The organism is Streptomyces sp. NPDC006510 (assembly GCF_040611955.1).
GTDB lineage: Bacteria > Actinomycetota > Actinomycetes > Streptomycetales > Streptomycetaceae > Streptomyces.
This window is the reverse complement of record NZ_JBEXPH010000117.1, coordinates 1-26,800: the sequence shown is the minus strand read 5'-3', so window position 1 is coordinate 26,800 and position 26,800 is coordinate 1. Positions and strand designations below refer to the sequence as shown.

General features: G+C 72.0%; 20 protein-coding genes. 3 read left to right on the top strand and 17 right to left on the bottom strand.

Annotated elements, in window-relative coordinates; all coding sequences use genetic code 11:
• Nucleotides 1-97: 97 nt before the first annotated feature.
• The 10 genes from ABZY11_RS28960 to sbnA form a co-directional block, all read right to left on the bottom strand.
• Nucleotides 98-5,197: an amino acid adenylation domain-containing protein gene (locus tag ABZY11_RS28960; protein WP_356481960.1), complete on the bottom strand. Its 5,100-nt coding sequence runs from the start codon at nt 5,195-5,197 to the stop codon at nt 98-100.
• Between the two features lie 74 nt (nt 5,198-5,271).
• Nucleotides 5,272-5,487 (bottom strand): MbtH family NRPS accessory protein, encoded by a 216-nt coding sequence (locus ABZY11_RS28955; RefSeq protein WP_326770534.1) that lies wholly within the window; start codon nt 5,485-5,487, stop codon nt 5,272-5,274.
• Nucleotides 5,488-5,647: 160 nt separating this feature from the next.
• Nucleotides 5,648-6,841 carry an FAD-dependent monooxygenase gene (locus tag ABZY11_RS28950; protein WP_356481959.1) on the bottom strand — a complete coding sequence of 398 codons (1,194 nt, stop codon included), beginning with the start codon at nt 6,839-6,841 and terminating at the stop codon, nt 5,648-5,650.
• The gene (locus ABZY11_RS28945) at nt 6,838-8,301 is read right to left on the bottom strand and encodes a condensation domain-containing protein (RefSeq protein WP_356481958.1); all 1,464 of its coding nucleotides are present in this window, start codon (nt 8,299-8,301) and stop codon (nt 6,838-6,840) included. The genes ABZY11_RS28950 and ABZY11_RS28945 overlap by 4 nt, the downstream gene beginning before the upstream one ends.
• Entirely contained in the window at nt 8,298-9,008 is a 711-nt protein-coding gene (locus ABZY11_RS28940; protein ID WP_356481957.1) for a DsbA family protein, read from the bottom strand. Before ABZY11_RS28940 ends, ABZY11_RS28945 begins: the two co-directional genes overlap by 4 nt.
• A gap of 35 nt (nt 9,009-9,043) precedes the next feature.
• Complete coding sequence (fabG, locus tag ABZY11_RS28935) at nt 9,044-9,787, bottom strand: 3-oxoacyl-ACP reductase FabG (RefSeq protein WP_356481956.1); 744 nt, start codon at nt 9,785-9,787, stop codon at nt 9,044-9,046.
• An 87-nt stretch (nt 9,788-9,874) separates the two neighbouring features.
• Nucleotides 9,875-10,969, bottom strand: a complete 1,095-nt coding sequence (locus tag ABZY11_RS28930; RefSeq protein ID WP_356481955.1) for a beta-ketoacyl synthase N-terminal-like domain-containing protein — start codon at nt 10,967-10,969, stop codon at nt 9,875-9,877.
• A gap of 35 nt (nt 10,970-11,004) precedes the next feature.
• Nucleotides 11,005-12,294 carry a beta-ketoacyl-[acyl-carrier-protein] synthase family protein gene (locus tag ABZY11_RS28925; RefSeq protein ID WP_356481954.1) on the bottom strand — a complete coding sequence of 430 codons (1,290 nt, stop codon included), beginning with the start codon at nt 12,292-12,294 and terminating at the stop codon, nt 11,005-11,007.
• On the bottom strand, nt 12,291-12,554 hold the full coding sequence (locus ABZY11_RS28920; RefSeq protein WP_356481953.1) for an acyl carrier protein: 264 nt from the start codon (nt 12,552-12,554) through the stop codon (nt 12,291-12,293). Before ABZY11_RS28920 ends, ABZY11_RS28925 begins: the two co-directional genes overlap by 4 nt.
• A gap of 83 nt (nt 12,555-12,637) precedes the next feature.
• A complete protein-coding gene (sbnA, locus tag ABZY11_RS28915) occupies nt 12,638-13,687 on the bottom strand; it encodes a 2,3-diaminopropionate biosynthesis protein SbnA (protein WP_356481952.1) in 1,050 nt (349 codons plus the stop codon).
• Between the two features lie 212 nt (nt 13,688-13,899).
• On the opposite strand from sbnA, the gene ABZY11_RS28910 reads away from it, so the two are divergent.
• From ABZY11_RS28910 to ABZY11_RS28900, 3 genes are all read left to right on the top strand, one after another.
• The gene (locus tag ABZY11_RS28910) at nt 13,900-15,513 is read left to right on the top strand and encodes a tryptophan halogenase family protein (protein ID WP_356481951.1); all 1,614 of its coding nucleotides are present in this window, start codon (nt 13,900-13,902) and stop codon (nt 15,511-15,513) included.
• Nucleotides 15,514-15,600: 87 nt separating this feature from the next.
• A complete protein-coding gene (locus ABZY11_RS28905) occupies nt 15,601-16,137 on the top strand; it encodes a flavin reductase family protein (RefSeq protein WP_356481950.1) in 537 nt (178 codons plus the stop codon).
• Nucleotides 16,124-17,455, top strand: coding sequence for a cation:proton antiporter (locus tag ABZY11_RS28900; protein ID WP_356481949.1), 1,332 nt, complete (start codon nt 16,124-16,126; stop codon nt 17,453-17,455). Before ABZY11_RS28905 ends, ABZY11_RS28900 begins: the two co-directional genes overlap by 14 nt.
• 91 nt (nt 17,456-17,546) lie before the next feature.
• On the opposite strand, the gene trpD is transcribed toward ABZY11_RS28900, so the two are convergent.
• The 7 genes from trpD to ABZY11_RS28865 form a co-directional block, all read right to left on the bottom strand.
• Entirely contained in the window at nt 17,547-18,650 is a 1,104-nt protein-coding gene (trpD, locus tag ABZY11_RS28895) for an anthranilate phosphoribosyltransferase (protein WP_356481948.1), read from the bottom strand.
• A 20-nt stretch (nt 18,651-18,670) separates the two neighbouring features.
• Entirely contained in the window at nt 18,671-18,916 is a 246-nt protein-coding gene (locus ABZY11_RS28890) for a hypothetical protein (RefSeq protein WP_356481947.1), read from the bottom strand.
• Nucleotides 18,917-19,355: 439 nt separating this feature from the next.
• Nucleotides 19,356-19,997, bottom strand: a complete 642-nt coding sequence (locus ABZY11_RS28885; protein ID WP_356481946.1) for an aminodeoxychorismate/anthranilate synthase component II — start codon at nt 19,995-19,997, stop codon at nt 19,356-19,358.
• Nucleotides 19,994-21,544 (bottom strand): anthranilate synthase component I family protein, encoded by a 1,551-nt coding sequence (locus tag ABZY11_RS28880; protein ID WP_356481945.1) that lies wholly within the window; start codon nt 21,542-21,544, stop codon nt 19,994-19,996. The genes ABZY11_RS28885 and ABZY11_RS28880 overlap by 4 nt, the downstream gene beginning before the upstream one ends.
• 14 nt (nt 21,545-21,558) lie before the next feature.
• On the bottom strand, nt 21,559-22,593 hold the full coding sequence (gene sbnB / locus ABZY11_RS28875; RefSeq protein WP_356481944.1) for a 2,3-diaminopropionate biosynthesis protein SbnB: 1,035 nt from the start codon (nt 22,591-22,593) through the stop codon (nt 21,559-21,561).
• 78 nt (nt 22,594-22,671) lie between these two features.
• The gene (locus ABZY11_RS28870; RefSeq protein ID WP_356481943.1) at nt 22,672-25,623 is read right to left on the bottom strand and encodes a BTAD domain-containing putative transcriptional regulator; all 2,952 of its coding nucleotides are present in this window, start codon (nt 25,621-25,623) and stop codon (nt 22,672-22,674) included.
• A 286-nt stretch (nt 25,624-25,909) separates the two neighbouring features.
• Nucleotides 25,910-26,800 (bottom strand): carboxyl transferase domain-containing protein (locus ABZY11_RS28865; RefSeq protein ID WP_356481942.1); only part of this gene is annotated, 891 nt, incomplete at its 5' end.

The window sequence follows — 26,800 nt, the reverse complement described above, 5'->3', positions numbered from 1 at the left end:
GTCCCGGCGCCTCGCCCGGCGCGCCCGGCGAGGCGGCGGCGCAGGAGCTCGGCGCGCAGCTCCTCCTGCGTGGGCTGCGGCGGCGCGGTGGGTGCGGTCACGGCTGGTACTCCCTGTGGGCGAGGGCAAGTTCGGCTTCGGTGAGCGTCTCGATCTCGGCCGTCACGGCCTCTTCCACGGCCTCGGCGAGCCGGGCGACGGTGGGGCGTTCGAAGACGGCGCGCAGGGGCAGTTCGACGTCGAACTCCTCCTGGATGCGGGCGATGACCTGCGCGGCGCGCACCGAGTTGCCGCCGATCCGGAAGAACCCCTGGCGGGCGCCGATCCGGTGGCCGGCGACGGCGCCCGGTCCGTGCAGCGCCTCGGCCCAGATCCCGGCGATGATCTCCTCGACGGGACCTTCGGGCGCGGTGTACGGCTCGTCGGCGAGCGCGGCGGTCAGGTCGGGCACGGGCAGGGCCGCGGTGTCGACCTTGTTGTGCCGGGTGAGCGGCACGGCGGCGATCGGCACGAGCAGTACGGGGACCATGTAGTCGGACAGCCTGCGGGCGCAGTGGTCCAGGAGTTCGCTGTCTCCGGGCACGGGGGTGTCGTCGGCGGGCACCCAGTAGGCGACGAGCGCGGCGTCGGGGCCGGTGCCGTGGACGACGGCCACGGCCTGGGCGACGGCGGGGTGCTCGGCCAGGACGCCCTGGACCTCACCGGTCTCCACCCGCCTGCCGCGGATCTTGACCTGGCCGTCGGCGCGCCCGGCGAACTCCAGCGTGCCGTCGGGCAGCATGCGGGCCATGTCGCCGCTGCGGTAGAGCCGTGCGCCGGGCTCGCCGTACGGGTCGGGGACGAACACGGCGGCGGTCAGGTCGGGCCTGCCGTGGTAGCCGCGGGCGAGGGCGGCCCCGCCGATGCACAGCTCGCCGGTCACCCCGTACGGCACGGGCACGAGGTGCTCGTCGAGGACGCGGACCGTGCAGTGCGGGTAGGGGCGGCCGATCGGTGTGGACCGCGCGGTGTCGTGGGCGTCCCACCGGGTGGACGCGATGGTCGTCTCGGTGAGTCCGTACTCGTTGATGAACCGCCGCAGCCTGCGCGAGAGGTCACGGGCGAGGGCGGGCGGGCAGTCCTCACCACCGGTCTTGCCGACCAGCGGGCGGCGGCCGAACCCGGCGTCGATCAGCATCTGCCAGTGCGGCGGCGCGGCCTGGAGGTGGCTGACGCCGTGCCGTTCGAGCAGGGCCAGCTGGGCGCGGTGGTCGCGCAGTTCGTGTTCCTGGGCGAGGACCACCCGGCCGCCCGCGACGAGCGGCATGACGAGCTCGGTCCAGGAGATGTCGAACGTGGGCTGCGACAGGGCGAGGTAGGCGTCGTCGGGGCCCTGTCCGAAGTCCAGGTGGGCCTGGAAGGCGCGCAGGGTCCGCAGCAGGGCGTGGTGCTCGACGGCGACTCCCTTGGGGCGGCCGGTGGAGCCGGAGGTGTACATCAGGTAGGCGAGGCGTCCGCCGTCGCCGGCGGGGAACGGCTCGGCGTCGGCCGCCGGTCCGGCCGCCGGTTCCGGGTCGGTGGCCAGGTCGAGGACGGCGCCTCGGTGGACGCCGCTCAGGCGGGCGGCACCCGCCGTGTCGGTGACCAGGACGCCCGCCTGCGAGTCGGCGAGCACATGGGCGAGCCGGTCGTCGGGCGCGCCCGGATCGAGGGGCACATGCGCGGCGCCCGCGTGCCAGATGCCGAGGATCGTCGCGAGCAGGTCGGGGGTGCGGCCGAGCAGCACGGCGACGGTGGTCTCCGGACCGGCGCCGAGGTCGCGCAGCCGGTGGCCGAGGGATTCGGCGCGGCGCGTGAGGCGTTCGTACGTCCAGGTCTCGTCGCCGCACACGACGGCCGGGTCCTGCGGGGAGCGCCGGGCCACCTCCGCGATCGCGGTGTGCACGCCGCCGTCGTGGATGTCGGTGGGGACGTCCCCCGGGTCGGCGGGGCCGGGGCCGTGGGCGACGAGTTCGGCCCGCAGTGGGGCGGGCAGGATGTCGGCGGTGCCCAGCCGTACCCACGGGTCTTCGGCGACCGTCTCCAGCAGCCGGGTCCAGCAGGCGGAGAACCGCTCGACGGTGGCCGGGTCGAACAGGGCGGTGGCGTACTCGGCCATGCCGAGCAGGGAGCCGTCGTCCTGGCGCTGCACGACGAACGTGAGGTCGGTGCGGGCGGCCTGCCAGGCGCCCCGGAAGGCGTCGAGGTCGCCGGACGAGGTCGCGGTGCCGGTGCGGCCCTCCTCGTGCAGGTCGAACATGACCTGGTAGAGCGGGGTGCGGGCGGCGTCGCGGCTCTCGTCGAGTTCGGCGACGAGCCGGTCGAACGGCAGCTCCTGGTGGGCGAAGGCCTCGCGGGCCGTGTCGCGGACCCGTACGACGGCGTCGTGGAAGGTGTCGTCGGCGCCGGCGTCGCAGCGCAGGACGAGGGTGTTGAGGAAGAACCCGGCGACCTCGGCGACCTCGGGCCGCTCCCGGCCGGCCACGGGGATGCCGACGGGGACGTCCCAGCGGCCGGTGAGGCGGGCGACGAGCGCGGCGAACGCAGTGAGCAGGGTCTGCTGGAGGGTCGCCCCGCAACTGCGGCCGAGGGCCGCGACGCGCTCGGTGAGCGCGGCCGGGACGGTGAAGAGGTGGACGGCGCCGTGCGCGTCGCGCACCGGGGGCCGGGGCCGGTCGGTGGGCAGGTCGAGTGCGGCGATGCCGTCCAGCACCCGCTTCCAGTGGTCGAGTTCGCGCGCGACGAAGGTGTCGGTGAGCCGGGCGCGCCGGTGGGCGGCGTGGTCGGCGTACTGCACCGGCAGCTCGGGCAGGCGGGCGTCGGTGCCGGTGTGCGCGGCCTCGGCGAGCGCCTTGAGGTCGCGTTCCAGGACGACGGAGGACCAGCCGTCGCAGGCGATGTGGTGCAGCGAGAGGATCACGTGCAGGTGTTCGGTCCCCCGGCGTACGGTCAGGGCTCGCCAGACGGGGCCGTTCTCCAGGTCGAAGGGGCGGGCGAACTCCTCCTGCACCAGGGCGTTCAGCTCGTCGGCGGTCGCGGCGAGCGCGGTGCGCAGCCGGGGCGGCCGGGTGCCGGGCGCGTCGGCGATCTGGACGGGCTCGGTGCCGCACAGGACGTAGCGGGTGCGCAGGATCTCGTGCCGGTCGGCGAGTGCGCCGAGGGCGGCGGCGACGGTGGCGTCGCTGTACTCGGCGGGCAGGGTGAGGAAGACGGGGGCGTTCCACTCGGAGCTGCCGGGGCGCAGCCGGTCGAGCAGCCACATGCCTTGCTGACCGGGTGAGAGCGGCAGGCCCTCGGGCTTGCGCGGTACGGGAAGGACCGTTTCAGCAATGTGGTCGCCGGCCGGGTCGGCCCGGCGGCCGACAAGCGCGGCCTGGGTCTCGACGGTGGTCGCGGTGAACAGGGCACGCAGCGGGACGCGGGTGCCCGCCGACGCGGACAGGCTCTCGGAGAGCCGGGTCAGCATCAGCGAGGAGCCGCCGAGCTGGAAGAAGTCGTGGGTGGCGCCGATATCCCCCGCGGGGATGCCGATCAGGTCCGCCCAGATCTCGGCGACGGCCCGCTCGGTGGCGTCGCGCACCGGGACGTGCGCGGTCTCGGTACGGCTCTCGGCCGGGTCGGGCAGCGCGCCCCGGTCGGTCTTCCCGCTGGCGGTGAGCGGCCACTCGTCGACGGTCACGAACACGGAGGGCACGAGGACGTCGGGCAGGGTACGGCGCAGGAAGGCACGCAGCTCGTCGGGGCGGGGCGCCTCGCCGCGCGGCTGGATCCAGGCGGCCAGGCGGTGGCCCCCGCCGGCGGTGTCGGGCACCGCGGCGGCGACGGCGGCGCGCACCCAGGGGTGGGCGGCGAGCGCGGCCTCGACCTCGCCGGGCTCGATGCGTACGCCGTTGACCTTGACCTGCTGGTCGAGGCGGCCGAGGTATTCGAGGACCCCGTCGGCACGCCAGCGCACCTTGTCGCCGGTGCGGTAGAGCCGCTGTCCCCCGCTGTGCGGGTCGGGCACGAAGCGTTCGGCGGTCAGGTCGGGACGGCCGAGGTAGCCGAGGGCGAGCCCGATGCCGCCCGCGTGGAGTTCGCCGGGGACGCCGACGGGCACCGGCCGTCCCGCCGGGTCGAGGACGACCACGCGCATGTTGCCGATGGGGCGTCCGATGGGGACGGCGCCGGTGTCCTTGGCCGGGTCCCACAGGTGCTCGGTGATGTCGACGGACGCCTCGGTGGGGCCGTACGTGTTCCAGATCCGTACGCCGGGTACGCGTTCGAGGATCCGGCGGCACAGGTCGGCGTGGAGGGGTTCACCGGCGCTGAACACCAGGCGCAGGGCGGTGGCGCGCTCCCAGCCGGGTTCCTCGACGAGCCGCCGGTAGACGGAGGGGACGCCCTGCAGGACGGTGACGCCGTGGTCGGCGACGGCGGCGAGCAGGGTCGCGGGGTCGCGCTCGGCGCCGTCGGGGGCGAGCACCAGGGCGGCGCCGCCGACGAGCGGGGAGAACAGTTCCAGCCCGGCGGCGTCGAAGCCGACGGTGGTCTTGAGCAGGACGCGGTCGGCGGGGCCGAGCCGGTGGCGGTGGGCGAGCCAGCGCACCCGGTTGGCGATGCCCTCGTGCGGGACGACGACACCCTTGGGGCGGCCGGTGGAACCCGAGGTGTGCAGGACGTAGGCGGGCCGGGCCGGCTCGGCGACGAACTCCGGTGCTCCCGGCGCCGGTTCGCCGTTGGTGTCCGGCTGTTCGTCGGTGACGTCCTCGGCGAGCAGCAGCCGGACGGCCGCGGGCAGCTTGCCGGCGGTGGCCCGCTCGGCGAGCGCCACCGGCGCCCGCGCGTCGTCCAGGACGAGGGCGATCCGGCTCTCCGGGTGGTTCGGGTCGAGCGGCACGTACGCGCCGCCCGCCAGCCAGACGCCGAGGAGCCCGGCGACCAGGTCGGGGCCGCGGCGCAGGCACACGCCCACGAAGTCGCCGGGGCGCACCCCCAGGGCATGCAGCCGGGCGGCGAACAGGTCGGCACGCGCGCCGAGTTCGGCGTACGTGACCACCCTTCCGTCGGCGTCGATCACGGCGGTCGCACCGGGCGTGCGGGCGCGCTGCGCGGCGAACAGCTCGGGCAGCAGGGGTGCGGTCACGGTCCGGGCAGCGGTTGCACCGGTGTCCGAACCCGACAGCGTACGGTCGTTCACAGTCTCTCCTCCATCGGGATCGGGCGGCGCGGCGGGGGGACGGGCCCGGCCTCGGATCCGGCGGCCAGTAGGGGTCAGGCGGCGGTGGCGTCCATGCGACGGCGCAGGCTCAGCGGGCGCAGGTCGGTCCAGATCTCGGTGATGCGTGCGAGGCACTCCTCGCGGGTTCCCTCGGTACCCTCGGTGTGCCAGCCGGCCGGCAGGGCGCGCTCGGCCCACCAGATCGAGTACTGCTCCTCGTCGTTGAGAACGACGCGGTACACGGTCTCTTCGGTCTGCTGATCGCTCATCAGTTCGGTGTCCCTTCAGGTGATCTGCTATGGCCATGGTTGGACGGAGAGCTATCCGGGCCCTATGCCGGCCATGTATTGGGCCGTCCCCGGACACCGCGGGGCCCCTGGCGCGGGGAGAGCGCCAGGGGCCCCTGGTCGTACGCGTCCTGACACTTCGTCAGGCCGCCTGGTGCAGTGCGCCCTCCGCCTCGCGAAGGGCCGCCGCACCGAGGGCCGCCTCGACGTCGTGGTCGAGGACCCAGTCGACGCTCTCGGCGTCGATGCGGCGGTGCTCGGACGCGTCCTTCGGGGGCCGCTGCCCGGTCCGGGAGCCGAGTTGCACCCGGGTGGTGTGCGGCCTGCGCGCCTCCTCGTAGCGGCGCAGCGCGGCGGCGATGCCGTCCGCTCCGGGCGCCGCCCCTTCGAGGCAGACGGCGAGCGCCACGGCGTCCTCCACTGCCTGGTTGGCGCCCTGCCCGTGGTGCGGGAGCATCGGGTGGGCCGCGTCGCCGAGCAGCGTCGTGCGGGAGGTGCTCCACCGCTCCAGCGGCTCGCGGTCGTACAGCGCCCAGCGGCGCACCTCGCCCGCCGCGTCGGCGAGCGCGCGCACGGCCGGGTCCCAGCCGGTCAGGACGGCGTCGAGGTCGGTACGGTCGCCCGCGCTGGTCCACGACTCCGCGGCGCCCTCGGCCGCCGGGGTCACCACGACGTAGGTGAACTGCCGGCCCCCGGTGACCGGGTAGAGCAGCACGCGCGCGGTGGGACCCGCGTACATGTACATCAGGGCCGGGTCCAGGTCCGGCAGATCGACGGCGTCGACCACACCGCGCAGGGCGCTGTTGCCGGAGTAGACCGGGGCGTCGGCGCCCGCGACCGCGCGGCGGACCGCCGAGTGCACGCCGTCCGCGCCGATCAGTACGTCGGCGTGCGCGTCGGTGCCGTCCGCGAAGTGCAGGACGACCCCGTACACGGTCTCCTCGTACCGGACGAGCTCCTTGCCGGTGTGCACCCGCTCGGCGGGGACGCGTGAGGACAGCATCCGGTGCAGGTCGCCGCGGTGCACGGTGTAGTAGGGAGCGCGGAACCGCTCCTGCCAGGCCTCTCCCATCTCCTGGCGGGCCACCGTGGCACCGTTGTGGAAGGCCCGCACCTCCAGGGCCTCGGGGCGCACCGCGCACCGCTCCAGCTCCGGTCCGAGGCCGAGACGTTGGAGCAGCCTGGTGCCGTTGGGGCCGAGATGCATTCCGACGCCCTGCTCGCGCAGCTCCTCCCCCCGCTCGTAGACCTGGACGTCCAGGCCCCGGTGGTGCAGTGCGGCGGCGGCCGTCAGCCCGCCGAGTCCCGCACCCACGATCGCGATGCGCATGGTCATCGAAGTTCCCAGGAGTTCTCGAAGGATTCGAAGTCGTCGAAATCGGCGACGTCGTCGAAGGAGGTGGAGCCGAGGGCGAGCAGCGCGGCCGTCTCGTCCTGTCCGGCCAGTTCCACGTCGGCGATCCGGGTGCCCGGGTCGGCGACGGCCGCGGCGAGCATCCGCTCGTAGCCGTCCGAGAACCGCTCGACCGTGGTGCGGTCGAGCAGGTCGGTGTCGTACGAGAAGACGGCGGTGACACCGTCCGGGGTCTGCTCGATGCGCAGCAGCAGGTCCAGCTGACCCTCCTGCTGCGGGACGTCGATGAGGGCGATGTCCAGCCCCTTGTACCCGATGGACGGGCCGATGACCTGTCCCGGCGGGACGTTGGGCACCGGCGGGTCCATCCGGTCCATCTGGACCAGGAACAGCGCGGTCCGGAAGACGGTGGCCTGCGGGAAGGCCAGGGCGCACGGGTAGCGAACGTTGACCATGCCCCGCATCACACGCTCGCCGGCCAGCGCGGCGGTGCCCCGGAAGGTGCTGGCGGCGTCGAACTCGGCCCGGACCGGCATGGTGTTGAGGAAGCAGCCGATCACGTCCCGCTGCGCCTTGCCCATCCGGCTGGTCGCGGGCACCCCGAGGACGAATTCCTCCTGGCCGGTCCAGCGGTGGGTGAGTGCCTGGAAGACGCCGAGCAGATACGCGAACGGGGTGACCCCCGCGTCGTCGGCCGCCGCGTCGAGACCCTGGGCGGTGGCCGGGTCGAGTACGCGTACCACGGTGCCGCCCTTGAGGGAGCGCACGGCGGGCCGCGGCCGGTCAAGGGGAAGTTCGGCGGCGGGCGCCCCGGCGACCGACTCGCGCCACAGGGCCGCGCCGCGCCGCCCCGCCTCGGACGAGGTGTGGCGCAGTTCCTCGGCGGCGTGGTCGGCGTACGAGCCGGGGACGGGCCGCCAGGCCGGCGGGTTTCCGGTGGAGATCCCGGTGTACGCGTCGAGCAGGTCGCGCACGAGCAGCCAGCGCGAGGTGAAGTCGCTGACGATGTGGTGGGCGGCGGTCACCAGCGCCCACTCCTCGTCGGAGCGGCGCAGCAGCACGACCCGGAAGGCGCCGGACTCCAGCCGGAAGGGGCGGGCACCCGCCTCCTCCACGGCCCGTCGCAGCCCCTCCCCGTCGATGCCGTCGAGGTCCCTGAACTCCAGGTGGACCAGGGCTTGTTCGGCGGCGGTGCGCACCGGTGTGCCGTCCTGCTCGGTGAAGACCGAGCGCAGCAGCTCCTGCCGGTCGCCGACGGCGGTGACCGCCGCGTCCATGGCGGCCGGGTCGACGGTTCCGCGCAGCAGCAGAGGCATCACGATGTTGTAGGCGGCGCTCTCCGGTGCGACGCGGTACGCGGTCCACATCGCTTCCTGGATGGCGGTCAGCGGCAGGGTGCCCCCGGCCGTGGCGCGCTCGTCGGTGCCGGTCACGGTGCTCATCCGCAGCCTCCCGCGTGGCTCATGTCGGTGGTCCGGCCGGCGGCGGGCACCGCGGGCGGCTCGGGGGCGGCGGGCGCGGGGGCGGGCCCGAAGGACGCGGCGAAGTCGGTGACGCGGTCCAGGCCCCAGTACGGCTCGCTTCCATTGATGAAGTACGGGACGCCGAAGACGCCGTCGCGGTGCACGTCCAGCAGCGCCCGCACGCCCTGCTCGCGCACGAGCGGGTGGTGGGGTGCCTGGGCCACCTCCGTACCGTCCAGGCCGATCTCCTCGGCCAGTTCGCGCACCACGTCCGGGTCGCAGATGTCGCGCCCCTCCAGCCAGCGGGCCCGCCCGGCGCGCTCGACCCAGGCGCGGCCGAGCCCCTCGCGCTCGGCGAGGAACCAGGTCAGGTGGGCCGGCTCCCACCAGGGGTTGCGGTCCACCGGCCAGGTCAGCGCCAGGCCGCGTGCGGCACCGAGCCTGCGCACGTCGCGCAGAATGTAGAACTGCTTGGCGCGGGACATCGGGTGGAACGGGAACTCGACACCGGGTGCGGCTTCGGCGAGGAGCTTCTCGCTGGTCGCGTCCGGCTCCCAGAACGGGCGCCACTCGACGCGGTCGAGCAGCTCCGGGTGGTCGCGCTCCAGGTCGGCGAGGGCGAAGAAGTTGTAGGGGCTGCGCAGGTTGAAATAGAACCGGGGCGGCTTGGCGGCGCGGGCGGTCATGGCGAACTCCTTGGGATCACGGGAGGACCGGGGTTTCAGACGACCAGGCCGCCGTCGATGGAGAAGACCTGTCCGGTGATGTAGGCGGCCCGGTCGGAGGCGAGGAACGCCACCAGTTCGGCGACCTCCTCGGGCTCCCCGAACCGGCCGAGCGGGATGTGCCTGGTCATTTCCTTGGCGTACTTCTCGGAGAGCCCGCCGGTCATGTCGGTACGGATGAAGCCGGGGGCCACGGTGTTGGCGCGCAGCCCGGCCCGGCCGCCCTCCTTGGCGAGGGCCTTGGTGAAGCCGATGATCCCGGCCTTGGAGGCCGAGTAGTTGGTCTGGCCGGCCTGCCCCTGGGCCGCGACCGAGGAGAGCGTGATCACGGTGCCCCGGCGGCGCTTCATCATCGGGAAGACGAGCGTCCTCGCGAAGTTGTACGTGCCGTCGAGGTTGGTGCGCACCACGGCGTCCCAGTCGTCGTCGGCGAGCGTGGCCAGGTTGCTGTCCCGGACGATGCCGGCCGCGGTGACCAGGGTCTCGACCGGACCGAGCGTGTCCTCGGTCTCGGCGACGAAGGCGCGCACCTGGTCCCGGTCGGTGACGTCGACGCGGCGGGCCAGCGTCCGGGCCCCGTGCTCCCCGGCCGCCTTCTCGGCGAGCAGGGCCGCCTCCGCCCGGGACTGGTAGCACAGGGCCACGTCGTACCCGTCGCGGGCCAGGACCTCCACGACGGACCGCCCGATGCCGCGCGATCCGCCGGTGACGAGGGCGACCGGCCTGGGAGTGTCGGACATGGTGCGTGCCCTTTCTGCGAGTGCTGCGCGGGAGGATGGGGGCGTACGGAGGCGATGCGGTGTGCGGCTCGGCGTCTCGGGCGCGCCCTAGCCGAGGCGGAGCAGGGCCGCGCCGACGGTGCCGTCCCGGTCGACGGCGGTGACCAGGGCGAGCCGGTCCGCCAGCTCCGGACGAGCGGACGACTCGGCGAGGACGGCGGCGAGCTGGAAGGCGGCGGTGGCCGCGGTGGTGTCGCCGAGGAGGGAACGGATCGCGAGGCGCGGCGCGGCGAGGCCGGCCAGGGCCGCCTCCTCCTCCTTGCCGAAGGCACCGGGCGGGGTACCGGGGGCGATGAGCGCGATGTCGTCGGGGACGGCCCCGGCATCGGCCAGGACGTCGTCGACGCAGTTCTTCAGCACGGCGGAGGCGCGGTCCGTGCGGTGGAAGGCGCGGAAGCGGCAGCCGAGGACCGTGGCGAGGACGGTCCGGCCGCTGTCGCGGGCGGCGGCCCCGCTCTCCAGGAGGAAGAGAGCCGCGCCTTCGCCGAGCGGTTCGGCGGCGCTGCCGCCGTGGTCGGCGACCTGCTCCAGCCGGGCGCGCTGTACCGAGAACTCCTCGGCGGCGCCCGCGAGGAGTGCGGTGGCGTGGCCGCCACGCAGCAGCCGGGAGGCGTAGTTGAGGGCGAGCAGCCCGGTGGCGGCGCCGCCGGAGACGGTGACGTTGGGGCCCTTGAGCGCGTGCCGGATGGCGCTCTGCCCGGTGGGGCAGTTCATCACCGTGTTGGGGAACCTGGCGGGGTCGACCAGGTAGGGCGCCTTGCCGGTGAGCGCGTCCCGGGTGAAGTCCATGATCGACTGGACGCTGCCGGAGGTGCCGAGCACCAGGCCCGTGCCCTCGGGGTCCGCGGCCAGGCCCGTCCCGTACTCCTCCAGGAGCATTCCCACGGTGGTGGCGGCGATCGCGGTGACCCGGTCCATGGAACGGGTGCCCTTGCGGCCGAGTACGGCCTTGATGTCGAAGCCGGGAATGAGTCCGGCCTCCTCGTAGGGCACCGGCCACTGGTCGCCGTCGAGGGCGGCGACGGCGCGTCGTTCCTCGCGCAGTCCGGCCGTGAACCCGTCCCGGCCCAGCCCGTACGGGGAGGACACCGCCCAGCCCGAAACGACCAGGTCCTGCGCGGTGGTGACCGCGTCGGCTGACATGCCGTTCAACTCCTTTCAGGCCGCGTCGGGCCGGTTCACGCCGCCGTCGCGTCGGCGGGCAGGGTTTCGGCCGCGTTCTCGTCCCAGTGGCCGAGCATCAGGACCGCGTTGTTCCCGCCGAAGGCGAGGCCGTTGTTCTGCACGACCCGCAGCCGGGCCTCGACCGCCTCGTTGGGGACGCAGTCGACCGCGCACTCGGGGTCGGTCGTGCGGTGGTTGATGGTGGGCGGGATGAAGCCCTCCCGGAGCGCGAGGGAGCAGGCCGCGGCGGCCAGCGCGCTCGCGGCGCCCATGGTGTGGCCGATCATCGACTTGATCGACACGGTGCGCGGCAGTTCGTCGCCGAAGACCTGCCGGATCGCGCCGACCTCGGTGACGTCGTTGGCCTTGGTGCCGGTGCCGTGCGCCGAGATGAAGTCGACGTCGGACGCCTCGATGCCCGCGTTGCGGTGGGCGGCGGTGATGCAGCGCGCGATGGAGTCCCGGTCGGGCGCGACCGGGTGGCTCGCGTCGCAGGACAGCCCGTATCCCAGGACCTCCGCGTAGATGCGGGCGCCGCGGGCCAGCGCGGACTCCAGGGACTCCATCAGGAGGATCCCGGCACCCTCGCCGGTCAGGATGCCCTGCCGGTCGGCGTCGAAGGGACGGCACACGTCGGGGGCGATGGTGCCGAGCCGGTAGAAGCCGGTGAACGTCTTGCGGCACAGGGCGTCCGCCCCGCCGCAGAGCGCCATCTCGACATCGCCGGAGCTGATCGCGTCGTAGCCGGAGCCGACCGCGTAGTTGCCGGCCGCGCAGGCGGTGGGGACGGTGACCGTCTCCACGTCCTCCAGGCCGAGTTCGCGGACGATGCCCGCGGAGAGCCGGCCCGGCCACACCCGGCGGGCGACGGTGGCGTCGAGCCGGTCCTCGCCCTCGGTGACCTGCAGTCCGATCAGGTGGTCCAGGTCGCGGGACTCGCCGTCGGTGGTGCCGATCGAGACCAGGGTGCGCCTGGCCCGTACGTCGTCCTCGGTGAGCCCCGCGTCCGCGACCGCCATCCGGCTGCCGGCCACCGCGAACTGCGCGGCCCGGCCGAGCTCGTCGGCCGCCAGTTCGCGCAGCCAGGCGTCGGGGTCGAAGTCGGTGATCTCGCAGGCGTTGGAGTACGCGAAACCGGTGGTGTCGAAGGCGCCGATCGGCTTGGCGCCGCTGCGCCCGGCCCGCAGGCCGTCGGCGAAGGCGTCCACCCCGGTACCGATGCTGGTCACCACGCCCAGCCCGGTGATCACCACCCGGTGCCGGGGGGCCGTGCGCGGCGCCGTGCCGCCCGTCGCCTCGTTCACTTTCCCTCGGCCTCCGCGACCACGGCGTACACGCCCGCCAGGTTGACCATGCGGCTGAGTTCGGCCTGCTCCAGGACGAGACCGAAGTTGCGCTCCATGGAGGCGAGGATCTCGATGGTGCGCAGGGAGTCGGCGTCGTGCTCCTCCTTGAACAGGCTGGTCTCGGTGACCTCGTCGAGCTCCAATTCGAGGATGTCGCAGACGATTTCCTTGATCTCGGCCTTGCGCTCGGTGCTCAGGTCGGCGATCTGGGTGGTCATGTGGTGCCTCCGGGTCTCGGTTCGGATTTCTCTTGCTCTTCTGGTTCTGCTCGGGAGTGCAACAACCCTGCGGCGACGCGCTATTACTGGGCTATATCGGCCAGTTGGCTCACGAGCCCCCCGACCGGCGGCTCTTCCCACAGGTGGGAGACGTTCCCGAAGTGCCGCTGCACCCAGGCGTCGTCGTAGATCGTGTCGAGGTAGCGGTCGCCGCCGTCGGGCAGCACGATCACGACGTTGGAGCCGGGCGGGATGCCCGGGGCGAGCCGGGCCAGGGCCGCGACGACCGCGCCCGAGGAGCCGCCGGCGAGGATCGCCTCGCGGCGCACCAGGGTGCGGCAGCCCACCACGCAGTCCAGGTCGCCGATGTGCACCACGCGGTCGGCGTCGTCGCGCCGCAGCAGTTTGGGCGCGACGGACGCGCCGTGGCCGGGCACCAGGCGGGCGCAGTCGACGGGTGAGTCGAACAGCACGCTGCCGAGGGCGTCGACCGCGTTGACGGCCGTGCCGAGGCGGTGGCGGCGGATGTACTCGGTGCAGCCGCCGAGCGTGCCACTGGTGCCGGCGGCCACGACGAGCTGGTCGACCTTGCCGTCGAGGGCTTCGGCGATCTCGCGCATCGTGGACTCGTGGGCCCGCCGGTTGAGCGGGTTGGCGTACTGGTCGGGCCAGTAAGCGTCGGGGGTGGTCGCCACGAGTTCGGCGACCCTGTGCAGCCGGGCGGGGAGCAGTTCCCCGGTGACCGGGTCGGGCTCGGTGACGATCTCGACCTCGGCCCCGTAGGCCCGCAGGATCCCGATGTTCTGCCGGGTGGTGCGGGTGTCCACCACACAGACGAGCCGCAGGCCGTAGTAGCCGCAGATCTGCGCGAGTCCGATCGCGAGGTTTCCCGAGCTGGACTCGATGACCGTCGAACGGCCCGGGACGAGCTCTCCGGACCGGATCTTCGTGGCCACCATGTTCAGCGCGGAGCGGTCCTTGACACTGCCGCCGGGGTTGAAACGCTCCACCTTGGCGAACACACGCGAGGTGAACCCCGGCATCAACCGTTCGAGCTCTACGAGCGGGGTTCCTCCCACGGTGGAAAGGATTCCTTTCAGCCCCGTCTCTGGCTCCCGTTCTGTGCACGGCATGTGATGCAGCCATCCTCTGCTGGGAGTTACGAGTGCGGAATCAACAGGTCCCAGAGTGCGGCCGCGCGCTATACGTACTCCATACATACCGACGCCCATCGATCTCATTCAGCCTTTTCCGCCGGTTTATAGAAGTGCCGTAGGGATGCTGCCGACTCTGGCCATCTCCACAGTTCCGACACCACCGCTCCGGCGAGAAGAGGGAATTCGATATGACGGACACCTCCACCGCAACAGACAACGCCATCAAGAAGGTCGTGATCCTCGGCGGCGGGACCGCCGGCTGGATGACCGCCTCCTATCTCGGCAAGGCCCTCCAGAGCACGGTCGACATCACGGTCCTGGAGGCTCCGAGCATTCCTCGCATCGGTGTCGGCGAGGCGACCGTGCCCAATCTGCACCGCGTTCTCTTCGACTTTCTCGGAATCGAGGAGGAGGAGTGGATGCGCGAGTGCAACGCCAGTTACAAAATGGCGGTCCGCTTCATCAACTGGCGTACTCCGGGCCGGGGTCAGGCGGGTCCGCGCGAGCTCGACAAGGGCGGCCCGGACCACTTCTACCACCCGTTCGGCATCAGCCCGGACCACAACAACATCCCGATGTCGCACTACTGGTTCAAGAACAAGTACGAGGGCAGGACGGACGAGCCGTACGACTACGCCTGCTTCCGCGAGGCGCCGCTGATGGACGCCAAGAAGTCGCCGCGGCACCTGGACGGCTCCTCCCCCACCCGGTACGCGTGGCACTTCGACGCGGCGCTCGTCGCGGACTTCCTGCGCCGGTTCTCCACCGACAAGCAGGGTGTGCACCACGTCCAGGACGAGATGACGCGCGTCGAGAAGGACGAGCGGGGCTTCGTCAAGGCCCTGCACACCAAGGCCGGCCGGGTGCTGGACGCGGACCTGTTCGTGGACTGCTCCGGCTTCCGCAGCCTGCTGATGAACCAGGCGATGGAGGAGCCCTTCATCGACATGAGCGACCACCTGTTGTGCGACCGCGCGGTCGCCACGGCCGTGCCGCACGACGACGAGGCCAATGGCGTGGAGCCGTACACCTCGGCGATCGCGATGTCCTCCGGATGGACCTGGAAGATACCGATGCTGGGCCGCTTCGGCACCGGCTACGTGTACTCCAGCCGCTTCACCACACAGGAGGAGGCCACCGCCGAGTTCTGTGAGCTGTGGGGCCTCGACCCGGAGACCACCGAGTTCAACCATGTGAAGTTCCGGGTCGGCCGCAACCGCCGTGCCTGGGTGAAGAACGTCGTCGGCATCGGCCTTTCCAGCGCCTTTGTGGAGCCGCTGGAGTCCACCGGCATCTACTTCATCACCGCTGCCGCCTACCAGCTGGCCAAGCATTTCCCGGACAAGACGTTCAACCAGGTTCTGGTCGACAACTTCAACAAGGAAATCGAGGTGATGTTCGACGACACCCGCGATTTCATCCAGACGCACTTCTACTTCGCGCCGCGCAACGACTCGCCCTTCTGGCGCGCCAACAAGGAGCTGAAGCTCCCCGAGAGCATCCGCGAGAAGATCGACGCGTACAAGGCGGGGCTTCCCGTCAATTCCGCGGTCACGGACGACTCGACGTACTACGGGAACTTCGAGGCGGAATTCCGCAACTTCTGGACCAACGAGCGCTATTACTGCATCTTCGCGGGGCTCGGCCTGGAGCCGGACGCACCGCTGCCGATCCTCCACCACAAGCCGGAGTCCGTGGCCGCCGCGCAGGCCATGTTCTCCCGGGTCAAGCAGGAGCAGCAGGAACTCCTCAACTCCCTGCCGAGCACCCTTGAGGCGCTCCGCCAGCTGCACGGCAAGTAGCCGTGCCGCACCGCGTGCCCGGCAGCCGGGACCCCTCTCCGGCCGGCTGCCGGGCGCACGGCACACGTCTTCGACAGGAGAAAGCCCATGACCGACCGGCCCGTTCCGGAAGCCGACATACGCCCACTGATGGGCGGTTTTCCCTCCGGCGTCTCCGTGGTGACGACGCTCGACCCCGACGGTACGCCTCGCGGGATGACCTGCAGTTCGCTGGCGAGCGTGGCGCTGTCCCCGCCGACGCTCGTGATCTGCCTGCGCACGGCGAGCCCCACCACCGAAACCGTGCTCTCCAGCGGCCAGTTGGCCCTCAACCTGCTGCACGAGGAGGCCCGTGACACGTCCGACCTGTTCGCCTCGGGCAACCCCGACCGGTTCGCGCTGTGCGAGTGGCGCCTGCCGCTGGGCGCGGGCGGCCCGCACCTGACGGAGGCCGCGCACGCCATCGCCGACTGCGCGGTGGTCCGTACGGAGGCGGTCGGGGACCACACCACGGTCTTCGCGCAGGTGCGGCGGGTCACCGTCGACGAGTCCGCCCAGCCGCTGCTGTACGGGCGGCGCCGCTACGCACGCTGGTCGGACGCCACGGCGGACGCAAGGGAAGGAGCCGGCCATGTCGGCACCTGACCCCTTGCCCGATCTCCTGATCGCCGTCCCGGTCGTGATCCTGGCGTGCCAGGCGGGCGCCCAGCTGTTCCGCAGGCTCGGGCAGCCGCCGGTCATCGGCGAGATCACCCTCGGCATCATGCTGGGGCCGTCGCTGCTCGGCTGGATCTCGCCCGCGGCGCAGGCATGGCTGTTCCCCGAGTCGGTGCTGCCGTTCATCAGCGCCCTCGGCAACATCGGCCTGCTGGCCTTCATGTTCCTGGTCGGCCTCGAACTGGATCTCGGCGCGCTGCGCGGCCACCGCGGGACGGCGCTCGCCGTCAGTCAGGCGAGCATCGCCCTGCCACTGGTCCTGGGCTCGCTCCTGGCCCTCGCGATGTTCGGCTCGTTCGCGCCGCCGGGCGTGGGACGGTTGCCGTTCGTGCTGTTCATCGCCGTGTCGATGAGCATCACGGCGTTCCCCGTCCTCGCCCGCGTCCTCACCGACCGGGGCCTGTGCGGCACCCGGATCGGCTCGCTGGCCATGGCGTGCGCGGCGGTCGACGACGTGACCGCCTGGTGCCTGCTGGCGGCGGTGGTCGCGGTGTCGACGAGCGGTTCGCCCGCCGACGCGCTGACGACGGCCGCGCTCGCCGCGGTCCACCTCGCCTTCATGGTCTACGCACTGCGTCCGCTGCTCGCCCGCTGGGCGAAGCGGGCCGAGCGGATGGTGGACGGGGTGGTCCTCGTCGTCCTCTTCAGCGGCCTGTGCCTCTCCGCACTGGTCACCGACGAGATCGGTGTGCACGCGCTGTTCGGTGCCTTCGTCTTCGGTCTGGTCACTCCTCGGGGATCCAGGGCCATCGAACGCTGCACGGTGCGGCTGCGCGCGTTCTCGGTTCCGGTGCTGCTGCCGCTGTTCTTCGTCGCCACCGGTCTGCGCACCGATGTCTCACTGCTGGCCGGCGACCCGGTCCAGTGGCTGTGGGCGGGAGCCGTGCTCGCCGTCGCGGTGATCGGCAAGTGGGGCGGGAGCACGGGCGGGGCCCGGCTCGCGGGCCAGCCCTGGCGCGACTCCCTGTCGATCGGCGCGTTGATGAACTGCCGGGGCCTGACCGAGCTGGTGGTCCTGAACCTGGGGCTCGAACTCGGTGTGATCGGGCCCGAACTGTTCACCATGCTGGTGCTGATGGCCCTGATCACCACGGGCATCACATCGCCGGCCCTCTCCTGGATCCGGGGTGAGAAGTTCCGTGGGTCGTCGCGGACGGAGTCCGGTCAGGACGGCGGGCAGCCGGTCGCGGCCGGCAAAGTGGACCAGGAGCCGGACCAGGCCCTTGAGCCCACCCCTGCCCGGTGACCGGCGCGGACGCGCCATGGCCGCACCCTCCGATGTCCCGGGGAGTACCGCCATGGCGCCGTCCACGGTCCGCATCCTTCCTCGTACCCGGTTACGCCGCCGTCGCGACCCGGGCCGCGGGGACCTCGGTGACCGGGGAGTGCGGGGCCGCGGTGGCGCGCACCCACCGGTCGAGGGTGTCGGCCGCGGCGCCGGAGTCGATCGCCCGGCCCGCGGCTTCCACCGCCCAGCCGAGGCGTTCGGTGACGGGGCGGCCCCCGGTGGGTTCGCCCGCCACCAGCGCGGCGCCCGCGGAGAGCAGGACCGCGTCCCGGACCGGGCCGCGCTCGCCGTCGAGGACGCGGCGGGCGACGGTCGCGTTGTACGCGGCGTCCTCCCCCCGCAGTGCCTCCAGCGGTGCGAGCGCGATCCCCACGTCACGCGGGTCGAAGCGCTCCCGCCTGATGTTCCCGCCGTCCACGGTCAGCACGGTCGACATGGTGGTGACGGTGAGCTCGTCGAGCCCGTCGTCGCCCCGGAAGACCAGGCCCCGGCCGCCGGCGCGGGACAGCGCTCCCGCGATCAGCGGCAGCAGCCGGGCGTCGGCGACCCCGACCGCCTGCGCGGTGGGCCCCGCCGGATTGGTCAGCGGGCCCAGCGCGTTGAAGACGGTCGGGATGCCGAGCTGCTTGCGCGGCCCCGCCGCGTGGCGCATCGCCGGGTGGAAGTCCGGCGCGAAGCAGAAGGTGATACCGGCCTCGTCGACCACGGCGGCGATCCGCTCGGGCGGGAGCCGCAGTGTGACGCCCAGCGCCTCCAGGACGTCGGCGGAGCCGGAGGCCGAACTCGCCGCACGATTGCCGTGCTTGACGACCCGTGCCCCCGCTCCCGCCGCGACGATCGCGGACATCGTGGAGATGTTGACCGTGCGTGCCCCGTCGCCTCCGGTGCCCACTACGTCGACGGTCCTCCCCGGCACGTCGATGTGTACGGCATGGGCCAGCATTCCGTGTACGAGCCCTTCGAGCTCGCCCACGGTCTCGCCCTTGGCCCGCAGGGCCACCAGGAAGCCGGCGATCTGCGCGTCGGTCGCCCGGCCCCGCATCACCTGGTCCATCACCCAGGTGGTGTCGGCGGCGGTCAGATCCCTGCCGTCGAGCACCTGCCCCAGCAACGGGGGCCAGGAGCGGTCCGGTTCCGGTGTCGTGGCACTCACTGGTCTTCTCCTTCTTCGGGTCAGTCGTTCGACGCCAGGGCCGGCGCCGGGTGCCACGGGTCGTCCAGCGTCGACGCCGGGGCGAGCTTGGAGCCGGGGTGCCACGGGTCGTCCAGCGGGGTGGCGGCGGCGTTGACGGTGTAGGAAGTTCCGTGGTCCCCCCGGCCGTTCTCCGCGACGGTCTGCACGGTGGCGAATATCGCCGCACCGGCGAGCGTCACGACGACGGTCTTCTGGATCTTCCCGGTGATCGCGTCGAGCTTCATGATTTCTTCCCCCTATGAACTGCTGCGGTTCGTTCCGACAACCAGAACATTAGGAAGAGCCGGTTTCGATGCATTATCGCCAGGACTTCCCACCGTACGGCCCGACAATAAATTTGATATAACCGCTGCTCAGCCCCGTCCGGACCGGTACATTCCAGCCGGCGGGATGGCGAGGCCGAGAGGGATCACGCGCGACCGAGGGGCGGATCGCAGGCCGATTCATGCCGTTTGTCCCACCCTTGGGCCGAACCTGCGGGAAGGACAGCACACCCGTGCCCCTACGGAAACGGCAGCCGCTCGCGCACCCGCGAACTCCCGCACGGGCGCCACATGAATGGATCTTCGCACACAAGCGGTTCCTCGTATTCCAGTAAAAGGAATTTGTTACTCATGAATAAATCGACGACGTACCGAACGGGTTCGCCCACTCCACCGGCCTTCATGGAATTAAACGTTCGGTCGATCCGGACCGTGAGTTCCGCATATCGGTCTCCTCCCGTGCGGGGCCGGCCCGGCGGGCGGCCGTCAGGAAGTTGTCCAGGAGCCGCAGTCCGCCGACGGTGGTGATGGACTCGGGGTGGAACTGCACCCCTTCCACGGCGAGCGTGCGGTGCCGCAGCCCCATCACATAGCCGTCGTCCAGGGCGTGCGCGGTGGCGATCAGCGGGGGCGGCAGCGGTTCGTCGGCGATCAGCGAGTGGTAGCGCGTGGCGGTCATGACCGGCTCCAGTCCCTCGAACACCCCGGCCCCGTCGTGGCGCACGGGGCTGGTCTTGCCGTGCTTGAGCCGCTCGGCGACCGTGACCCGGCCTCCGTACGCCAGACAGATCGCCTGGTGGCCGAGGCAGATACCGAGCAGCGGCACGGACCCGGCGAAGGTGCGCACCAGCTCCACATGTCCCGAGTCGGCCGCGTGGCCGGGCCCCGGGCCGAGGACGACCGCGTCCGGCCGGAGGCCGGCGAGCTGCTGCGGGGTACGCGCATGCGACCGGACGACGTCGGTGTCGGCGCCGAGGGTGCGCAGGTACTGGTCGATGATGTGGGTGAAGCTGTCGTACGCGTCGACGAGCAGGACCTTCACGGCAACAGCTCCTCACCGGTCAGCGCCCAGTAGGCGGCGCCCATCTTGTGCAGGGTCTCCCGCCACTCGGCCCCGGGGGACGAGTCGGCGACGATGCCCGCGCAGCTCTGGGTGGAGTAGGTGCCGCTGCGGCCGTCGTGCACGACGGTCCGGATGCACAGGGCGAGTTGGCTCCAGCCGCGCAGGTCGACGAGGCCGACGGCACCCGCGTACATACCGCGCGGCTCGCTCTCCAGCTCCTCGATGATCTCCATGGCGCGGATCTTGGGGGCGCCGGTGACGGTGCCCGCCGGGAAGGTCGCGCGCAGCACGGACCAGGTGTCGTCCTCGGGGGCGAGGGTGCCCTCGACGGTGGAGACGAGATGGAAGACGTGCGAGTACGTCTCGACCGTCATCAGCCCCCGGGCCTCCAGCGTGCCGGGCAGGCAGACCCGGCCGATGTCGTTGCGGCACAGGTCGACGAGCATGACGTGCTCGGCGCGCTCCTTCTCGTCGGCGACGAGCCGGGCGACCCGGGCCTCGTCGACGCCGGGGTCGCCGCTGCGCGGCGCGGTCCCGGCGATGGGCCGCATGACGACCCGGCCACCCCCGGTCCGGAAGAGCACTTCGGGGCTGGCTCCGATGACGGTGCGCCCGTCGCGCGGGACGAGGTACATGTACGGGGACGGGTTGCGGCCGCGCAGCCGCCGGTAGACCTCGAAGGGTTCGAGGTCGGACTCGACGTCGATGCGGTGGCCGATCTGGATCTGGTAGATGTCGCCGACGCCGATGTGTTCCAGGCAGCGGTCGACCCGCGCGAGGAACGTCTCCTCGTCGCAGCTGTCCCGTACGGAGTGCGGTCGGGGTGCCTCGGGCAGGACCTCGGGGAGCGTGCCGACGGCGACGGCCGCCCCGGCCGCCTCCTCGGCCGGGGCGAAGGGCGCCGGGTCGAAGGGCGCCGGGTCGGGAAAGGCGTCGCTGTGCGCGGTGAGCCTGCGCACGACGCCCGGTTCCGGGCCGTACCAGACGGTCTCACGGAACAGGCCGAGCACGATGTCGGGTTCGGCGTCGTCCCGGTCGCCCCGGTCGGGCAGTGTTTCCATGTGCCAGGCGGAGCCGTAGCCGAAGGTGGCGAGGAATCCGAAGGCGTAGCTGTCGCGGGGCCGGTGCGTCTCCACCGTGAACAGGTCCTGGGCGGCGCGCAGCACCTGCCAGACCTGGTCGCCGTGGAGCAGACCGCGCTCGTTGCCGGGCCGCGGGGCGAGGCCGAGTCCGTCGGCGGCCGTGAGGAACGCGGCGACGACGGCGTCGGCACCGTCGGCGCGGATCCGGTCGGCGTACACCCGGATCTCGGCGAGCAGTCCGTGGCCGACGACGGTGGCCCCGGGGGACTGCCCGGGGCCTTCGCGGCTCTCCAGCAGGAAGACGTCGTGCGCCGACCGCTCGCGCAGCGCGGCGTACAGGTCGAGCGGTTCGTGCGGGGCGAGAGCGGTCTCCTCCACGCGTACGGTGATGGGGCCCCGGCCGGGCCCTGCGGGCCGGGGCGGGCTGTCGAGCAGAGTGGTCACTGTCGTCTCATTCCTCAGCCGTATCGGCGCATCTCGTGGAAGAAGTCGTCCACCACGGCGAGTTCGCCGTCGGCGCGCAGGGTGTCGTAGATGTGTCCGCCGACCGCGAGATCCAGGACGCCGAGCCCGAAGGGCGAGAAGACCACGGTCCGGTCGCCGGGGATCTTCAGGTCGCCGGTGAGCACGTCGTACAGGGTTCCGTCGATGAACTCCCGGTTGCCGCTGAGCTGTTCGGCGAGGTGCGGGGACGTATCGGCCTTCAGGCAGTGGTCGATGTCGTCGACGACGTTGACGGCCGAGAGGATCACCTCGGGCGACAGGTCGCGCAACGACACGTGCAGGACCAGTGGGCTGTGGCCGAACCACGCCGGGTCGGTGACGTGCGGGGTTCCGGCGACGGTCGCGAAGACGACGACGTCGCTGGAGCGGATCAGCTGTTCGGGGCCGGCATGCAGGGTCACCGTGCCGTTGTCGCCCTCGCGCTCCAGGTGCGTGGCGAAGCCCCTGGCGTGCTCGGCCGACAGGTCGTACACCCCGGTCTCCTCGAAGCTCCAGCCGGTGCCCACGAGGTACTGGTGGATGAAGCGGGCGATCAGGCCGGTCCCGAAGAAGCCGATGCGGCGCGGCCGCTCACGCCCTTCGGTGAGCCTGGCCGCGGCCAGCGCCGCCGAGGCGGCGGTGCGGGCGGCGCTGATGATGGAACTCTCCAGGCAGGCCAGCGGATAGCCGGTCTCCGGATCGTTGAGGATGAGCACCGCGGAGGCCCGGGGTATCCCGGCCGCCACGTTCTCGGGGAAGCTGGAGATCCATTTGATGCCGTCGACGGGGGCACCGCCGCCGAGGGAGGCGGGCAGGGCGATGATGCGTGAGGTGGGGCGATCGGGGAAGCGCAGGAAGTAGGACGGCGGGTTGACCGTGTCGCCGGCACCGTGCACGCGGTAGGCCGACTCGATCAGCCGGACCACTTCCTCGTGCCGGCCGTCGAGGACCCGGTGCACTTGCGCGCCGGGGATCACGGCGAAGGAGGGCACCCCGGGGGTAGGCGGCATCACAGACTCCACAGCTCTCGGGAACTGAATCTCTGTGATGACGCTAGGCATCCGGCTTATCAGCGGGATATTGCCGGATTACTCGCCGGGGACCTCCTCCGGGAAGCGGTCGAGTTCCCGTGCGGCCTCCTCCTGCCAGTGCGTGGCCCCCCTGCGGGTGAACAGCTCCTTGGCACCCTGGAGTTCGGCTCGGGCCTCGCCGTCCCGGCCCAGCTCCCGCAGGAGTACGCCGAGCTTGAGCCGGATCGATCCCTCGACCACGGGGCTGCCGAGCCTGCGGGCGACCTTGCGCCCCTGGACGTACGCGGCCTCGGCGGATTCGAGCGCGCCGAGCGCCACCCGGGCCTGGCCGAGACCGTACAGGGCGTGCGCGAGGCCGTGGGTGTCGGCCTTCGCCCGGGACAGCTCCTCCACGCGCAGGTACGACGCCTCGGCCTCCTCCGCCCGTCCGGACAGGAGCTGCGCGCTGCCCAGCCGGTACAGGCACTGGGCGAGGCTGCGCGAGGCGCCCGGGTCCATGGACTCCGCGACCCCCACCGCGTCCCGGGCGTGGCCGAGGCTGGCCTCGTAGTTGCCCCGGTCCAGCTCCAGCTGGGCCATGTTCTGGAGGACGGACGACTCCGACGACAGGTCCCCGGCCTCGCGGAAGATGGGCAGCGCCTCACGCAGCCGGTCCGCCGCCGCGTCGGGATCGCCCTGGAGGCGGTGGACGACCGCGAGGTTCCGCAGCACCAGGGCCCGGCCCAGTCCCTCGTCCATGTCGTGGTACAGCTCCAGCGCCTCCTCGGAGCACGCCTTCGCCTCGTCCATGCTCAGCCGCATCAGCGCGGCGGCCCCGATGTGGTGGAGCATCACCGCCTGGCCCAGCCGGTCATCGGCGGTCCGGGCCGCTTCCAGCGCGTGGACGGCGCAGCTCTGCCAGTTCTCCACGTAGCTGCGCGTCTCGAAGAGCACCGACGCGGACCCCGTGAGGTCCCAGGCGAGATCGGCCATGCCCATCCGGGCCGCCTGCTCGACCATGCCCACCAGGCAGAGCCGCTCCGCCTCGAACCAGGCCAGCGGGTCCGCGAGCAGCTCCTCCAGCAGGTCCGTGTCGATGGTGCCCAGCTCGGTGCCGCTGTGCACGATGCCGAACTTCCCGCCGCTCTCCCTCCGGTGGGCCTCGCGCGCAATGGTCAGGGCGGTGCGGAAGACGCGACGGCAGGCGTCCCGCCAGGCCTCGGCCGTCTCCTCCTCCCGGGCGCGCTCGCCCGCGTACAGGCGCAGCAGGTTCTGGAAGCGGTACCGCAGCCGGCCGGTCGCGTCGACGCCCACGACCTCCAGGAACTGGGTGTCCACCAGGTCCTCCAGGAGCAGCTCCGCGTCGATCACGTCCACGTCGAGCAGCGAGGCGGCCACCCAGGACGTGAAGTCCGGTACGTCGGCGAGGCCGAGCCGCCGGTAGAGGCGGGCCGCGTCGGGCGAGAGGTAGCGGTAGCTGAGCTCGAACCCGGCCCGTACCCGGGACTCGCCCTGGCTCAGCTCGTCGAGCCTGCGCCGCTCGTCGCTGAGCCTCACCACCATGTGCCGTACCGACCAGTGCGGTTTGGACGCGAGGCGCGCGGCCCCGATGCGCAGGGCGAGCGGCAGCCGGTCGCAGAGCTCGACCAGACGGGCCGCGTCCGCGCCGGCGGCGGCGACCCGCTCCTCGCCGGTGATCTTGGCCACGAGTTCGATGGCCGCGTCGGGCGGCAGGACGCCCAGGTGGACGCGGGCCTCCTGCGGCCAGGTCACCAGCTGCTCCAGCTGGTCGCGGCTGGTGACGAGCACACAACTGGCACCACTGCCCGGCAGCAGCGGGGCCACCTGGGCATGGGTGCGCACATTGTCCAGGACGATCAGCGCGCGGCGGTCGGTGAGCAGGCTGCGGTAGAGCGCGATCCGCTCCTCCAACGCCTCCGGTATCTGCTGCCCCGGCACGCCGAGCGAGCGCAGGAAGCGGCCGAGGACGTCGGCGACGGATGCGGGCTCGTGCTGCTCGTCGTAGCCGCGCAGGTCCGCGAAGAGCCGCCCGTCGGGGAAGTCGTCGGCGACCCGGTGCGCCCAGCGCAGGGCGAGGCCGGACTTGCCGACCCCGGCGACACCGGTGATCAGGCCGACGGTGGGGGTCTGGAGCGCGGCATCGGACGCGATCATCAGCGCGTCCAGGGCGGCGAGTTCGGCCTCACGACCGGTGAACCCGGGTACGTCCGGGGGGAGTTCGGAGGGGACCACGACGACCTCGGGCTGCGCGGCCCCGGTCACGACGGATACCGGTCCGTCGGCCGGTGCCAGTGAGGGGTCGTCGCGCAGGATCAGGTCGTGCAGCTCCTGGAGGTCCGGGCCCGGTTCGAGACCGAGCTCCTCGATGAACTGCTCGCGCGCCTCCCGGTAGGACTCCATGGCCTCCGCGCGCCGGCCCGCCCGGTACTGGGCGAGCATCTGGTGGTACCGGGTCCGCTCGCGCAGCGGGTTCTCCTGTACGACTCCGCCCAGTTCGGGCAGCAGCTCGTAGTGGCGCCCCAGCGTCAGCTGGACGGCGGTGGCGTCGTCGTAGGCGTTGAGCCGGTACTCGCCGAGACGGTTGGCCTCCTCCTCGACGAGCAGCCCGGACACCCCGGCGAGCGCGGGCCCGCGCCACAGGTCGAGGGCACGCCGGTACCGGCTCGCCGCGTCCTCCAGGCGCTGCTCCCGCGTGTCGGCCTCCGCCCGGGCGACGAGATCGGCGAACTCCACCGAGTCGATGTAGTGGCTCTCGGCATCGAGGAGGTATCCCGGATGCGCGGTCACGATGGTGTCGTCACTCGCGCCCTGCGCCTTGAACGTCTTGCGGAGCGCGGCGATGACGATGGCGATCTGGGTACGGGCGGTGGCGGGAGGATTCCCGTTCCACACTTCGTGCACCAGAGTGTCCACCGGCACGGTTCGACCGGGATTGAGCAACAGCAGAGCGAGCGTGGTCCGTTGACGTGCCCCGCCGATGGCCACCTTTCGCTCGCCCGACGTCACCATGAGTGGGCCAAGGATTTTGAATAAGAACCGTTCCCCCACCGGGCCTCCCGTTTCCCCCACCCCGAGGAATTCCGGGATCACATTACCCGTCCAGGAGTTCGACACGGGTGATCGGTGGCGAACTCTCGGTGGCTGATTTCCGGGGCCGGTCGCGGACGCGTCGCTCCGGACCGGTTACCTGTCATATGCGGTCACATCCGCACGCGTCCGACCAGCTGCGCCACCCACGGAACCACGGCCTCAGGGACGCGGCGGGCTCTCGCGCCCCGCGCCCCGGCGATTCCTTTTACTGCGGCGGGTTTCCGTGTTTGCGGGAGGGCAGCTCGGCGTGCTTGTTGCGGAGCATCGCCAAGGATTTGACGAGCACCTCCCGGGTTTCGGCCGGGTCGATGACGTCGTCCACGAGCCCTCGCTCGGCGGCGTAGTACGGGTGCATGAGTTCGGCCTTGTACTCCTCGACCATGCGGGCCCGCATCGCCTCCGGGTCCTCGGCACCGGCGATCTGCCGCCGGAATATGACGTTGGCGGCGCCCTCGGCACCCATGACGGCGATCTCGTTGGTGGGCCAGGCGTACGTCAGGTCGGCGCCGATCGACTGGGAGTCCATGACGATGTAGGCGCCGCCGTACGCCTTGCGCAGAATGACGGAGATCCGGGGCACGGTCGCGTTGCAGTACGCGTACAGCAGCTTGGCGCCGTGGCGGATGATCCCGCCGTGCTCCTGGTCGACGCCCGGCAGGAAGCCGGGGACGTCCAGGAGCGTGATGACGGGAATATTGAAGGCGTCGCACATCTGAACGAAGCGGGCGGCCTTCTCGGATGCGCCGATGTCCAGCACCCCGGCCAGTGACTGGGGCTGGTTGGCGACGATGCCGACGACCTGGCCGTCCATGCGGGCCAGGGCGCAGACGATGTTGCGGGCCCAGCGCTCGTGGATCTCCAGGTAGTCGCCGTCGTCGACGAGCTCCTCGATGACCTTGTGCATGTCGTACGGGCGGTTGCCGTCGAGGGGAACGAGGTCGAGCAGGCCGTCGTTGCGGCGGTCGGCGGGGTCACGCGTGGGCTGGGCGGGCGGGTTCTGCCGGTTGTTGGAGGGCAGCATCCCGATGAGGTAGCGGACCTCGGCGATGCAGGTCTCCTCGTCGTCGTACGCGAAGTGCGCGACGCCCGAGGTCTC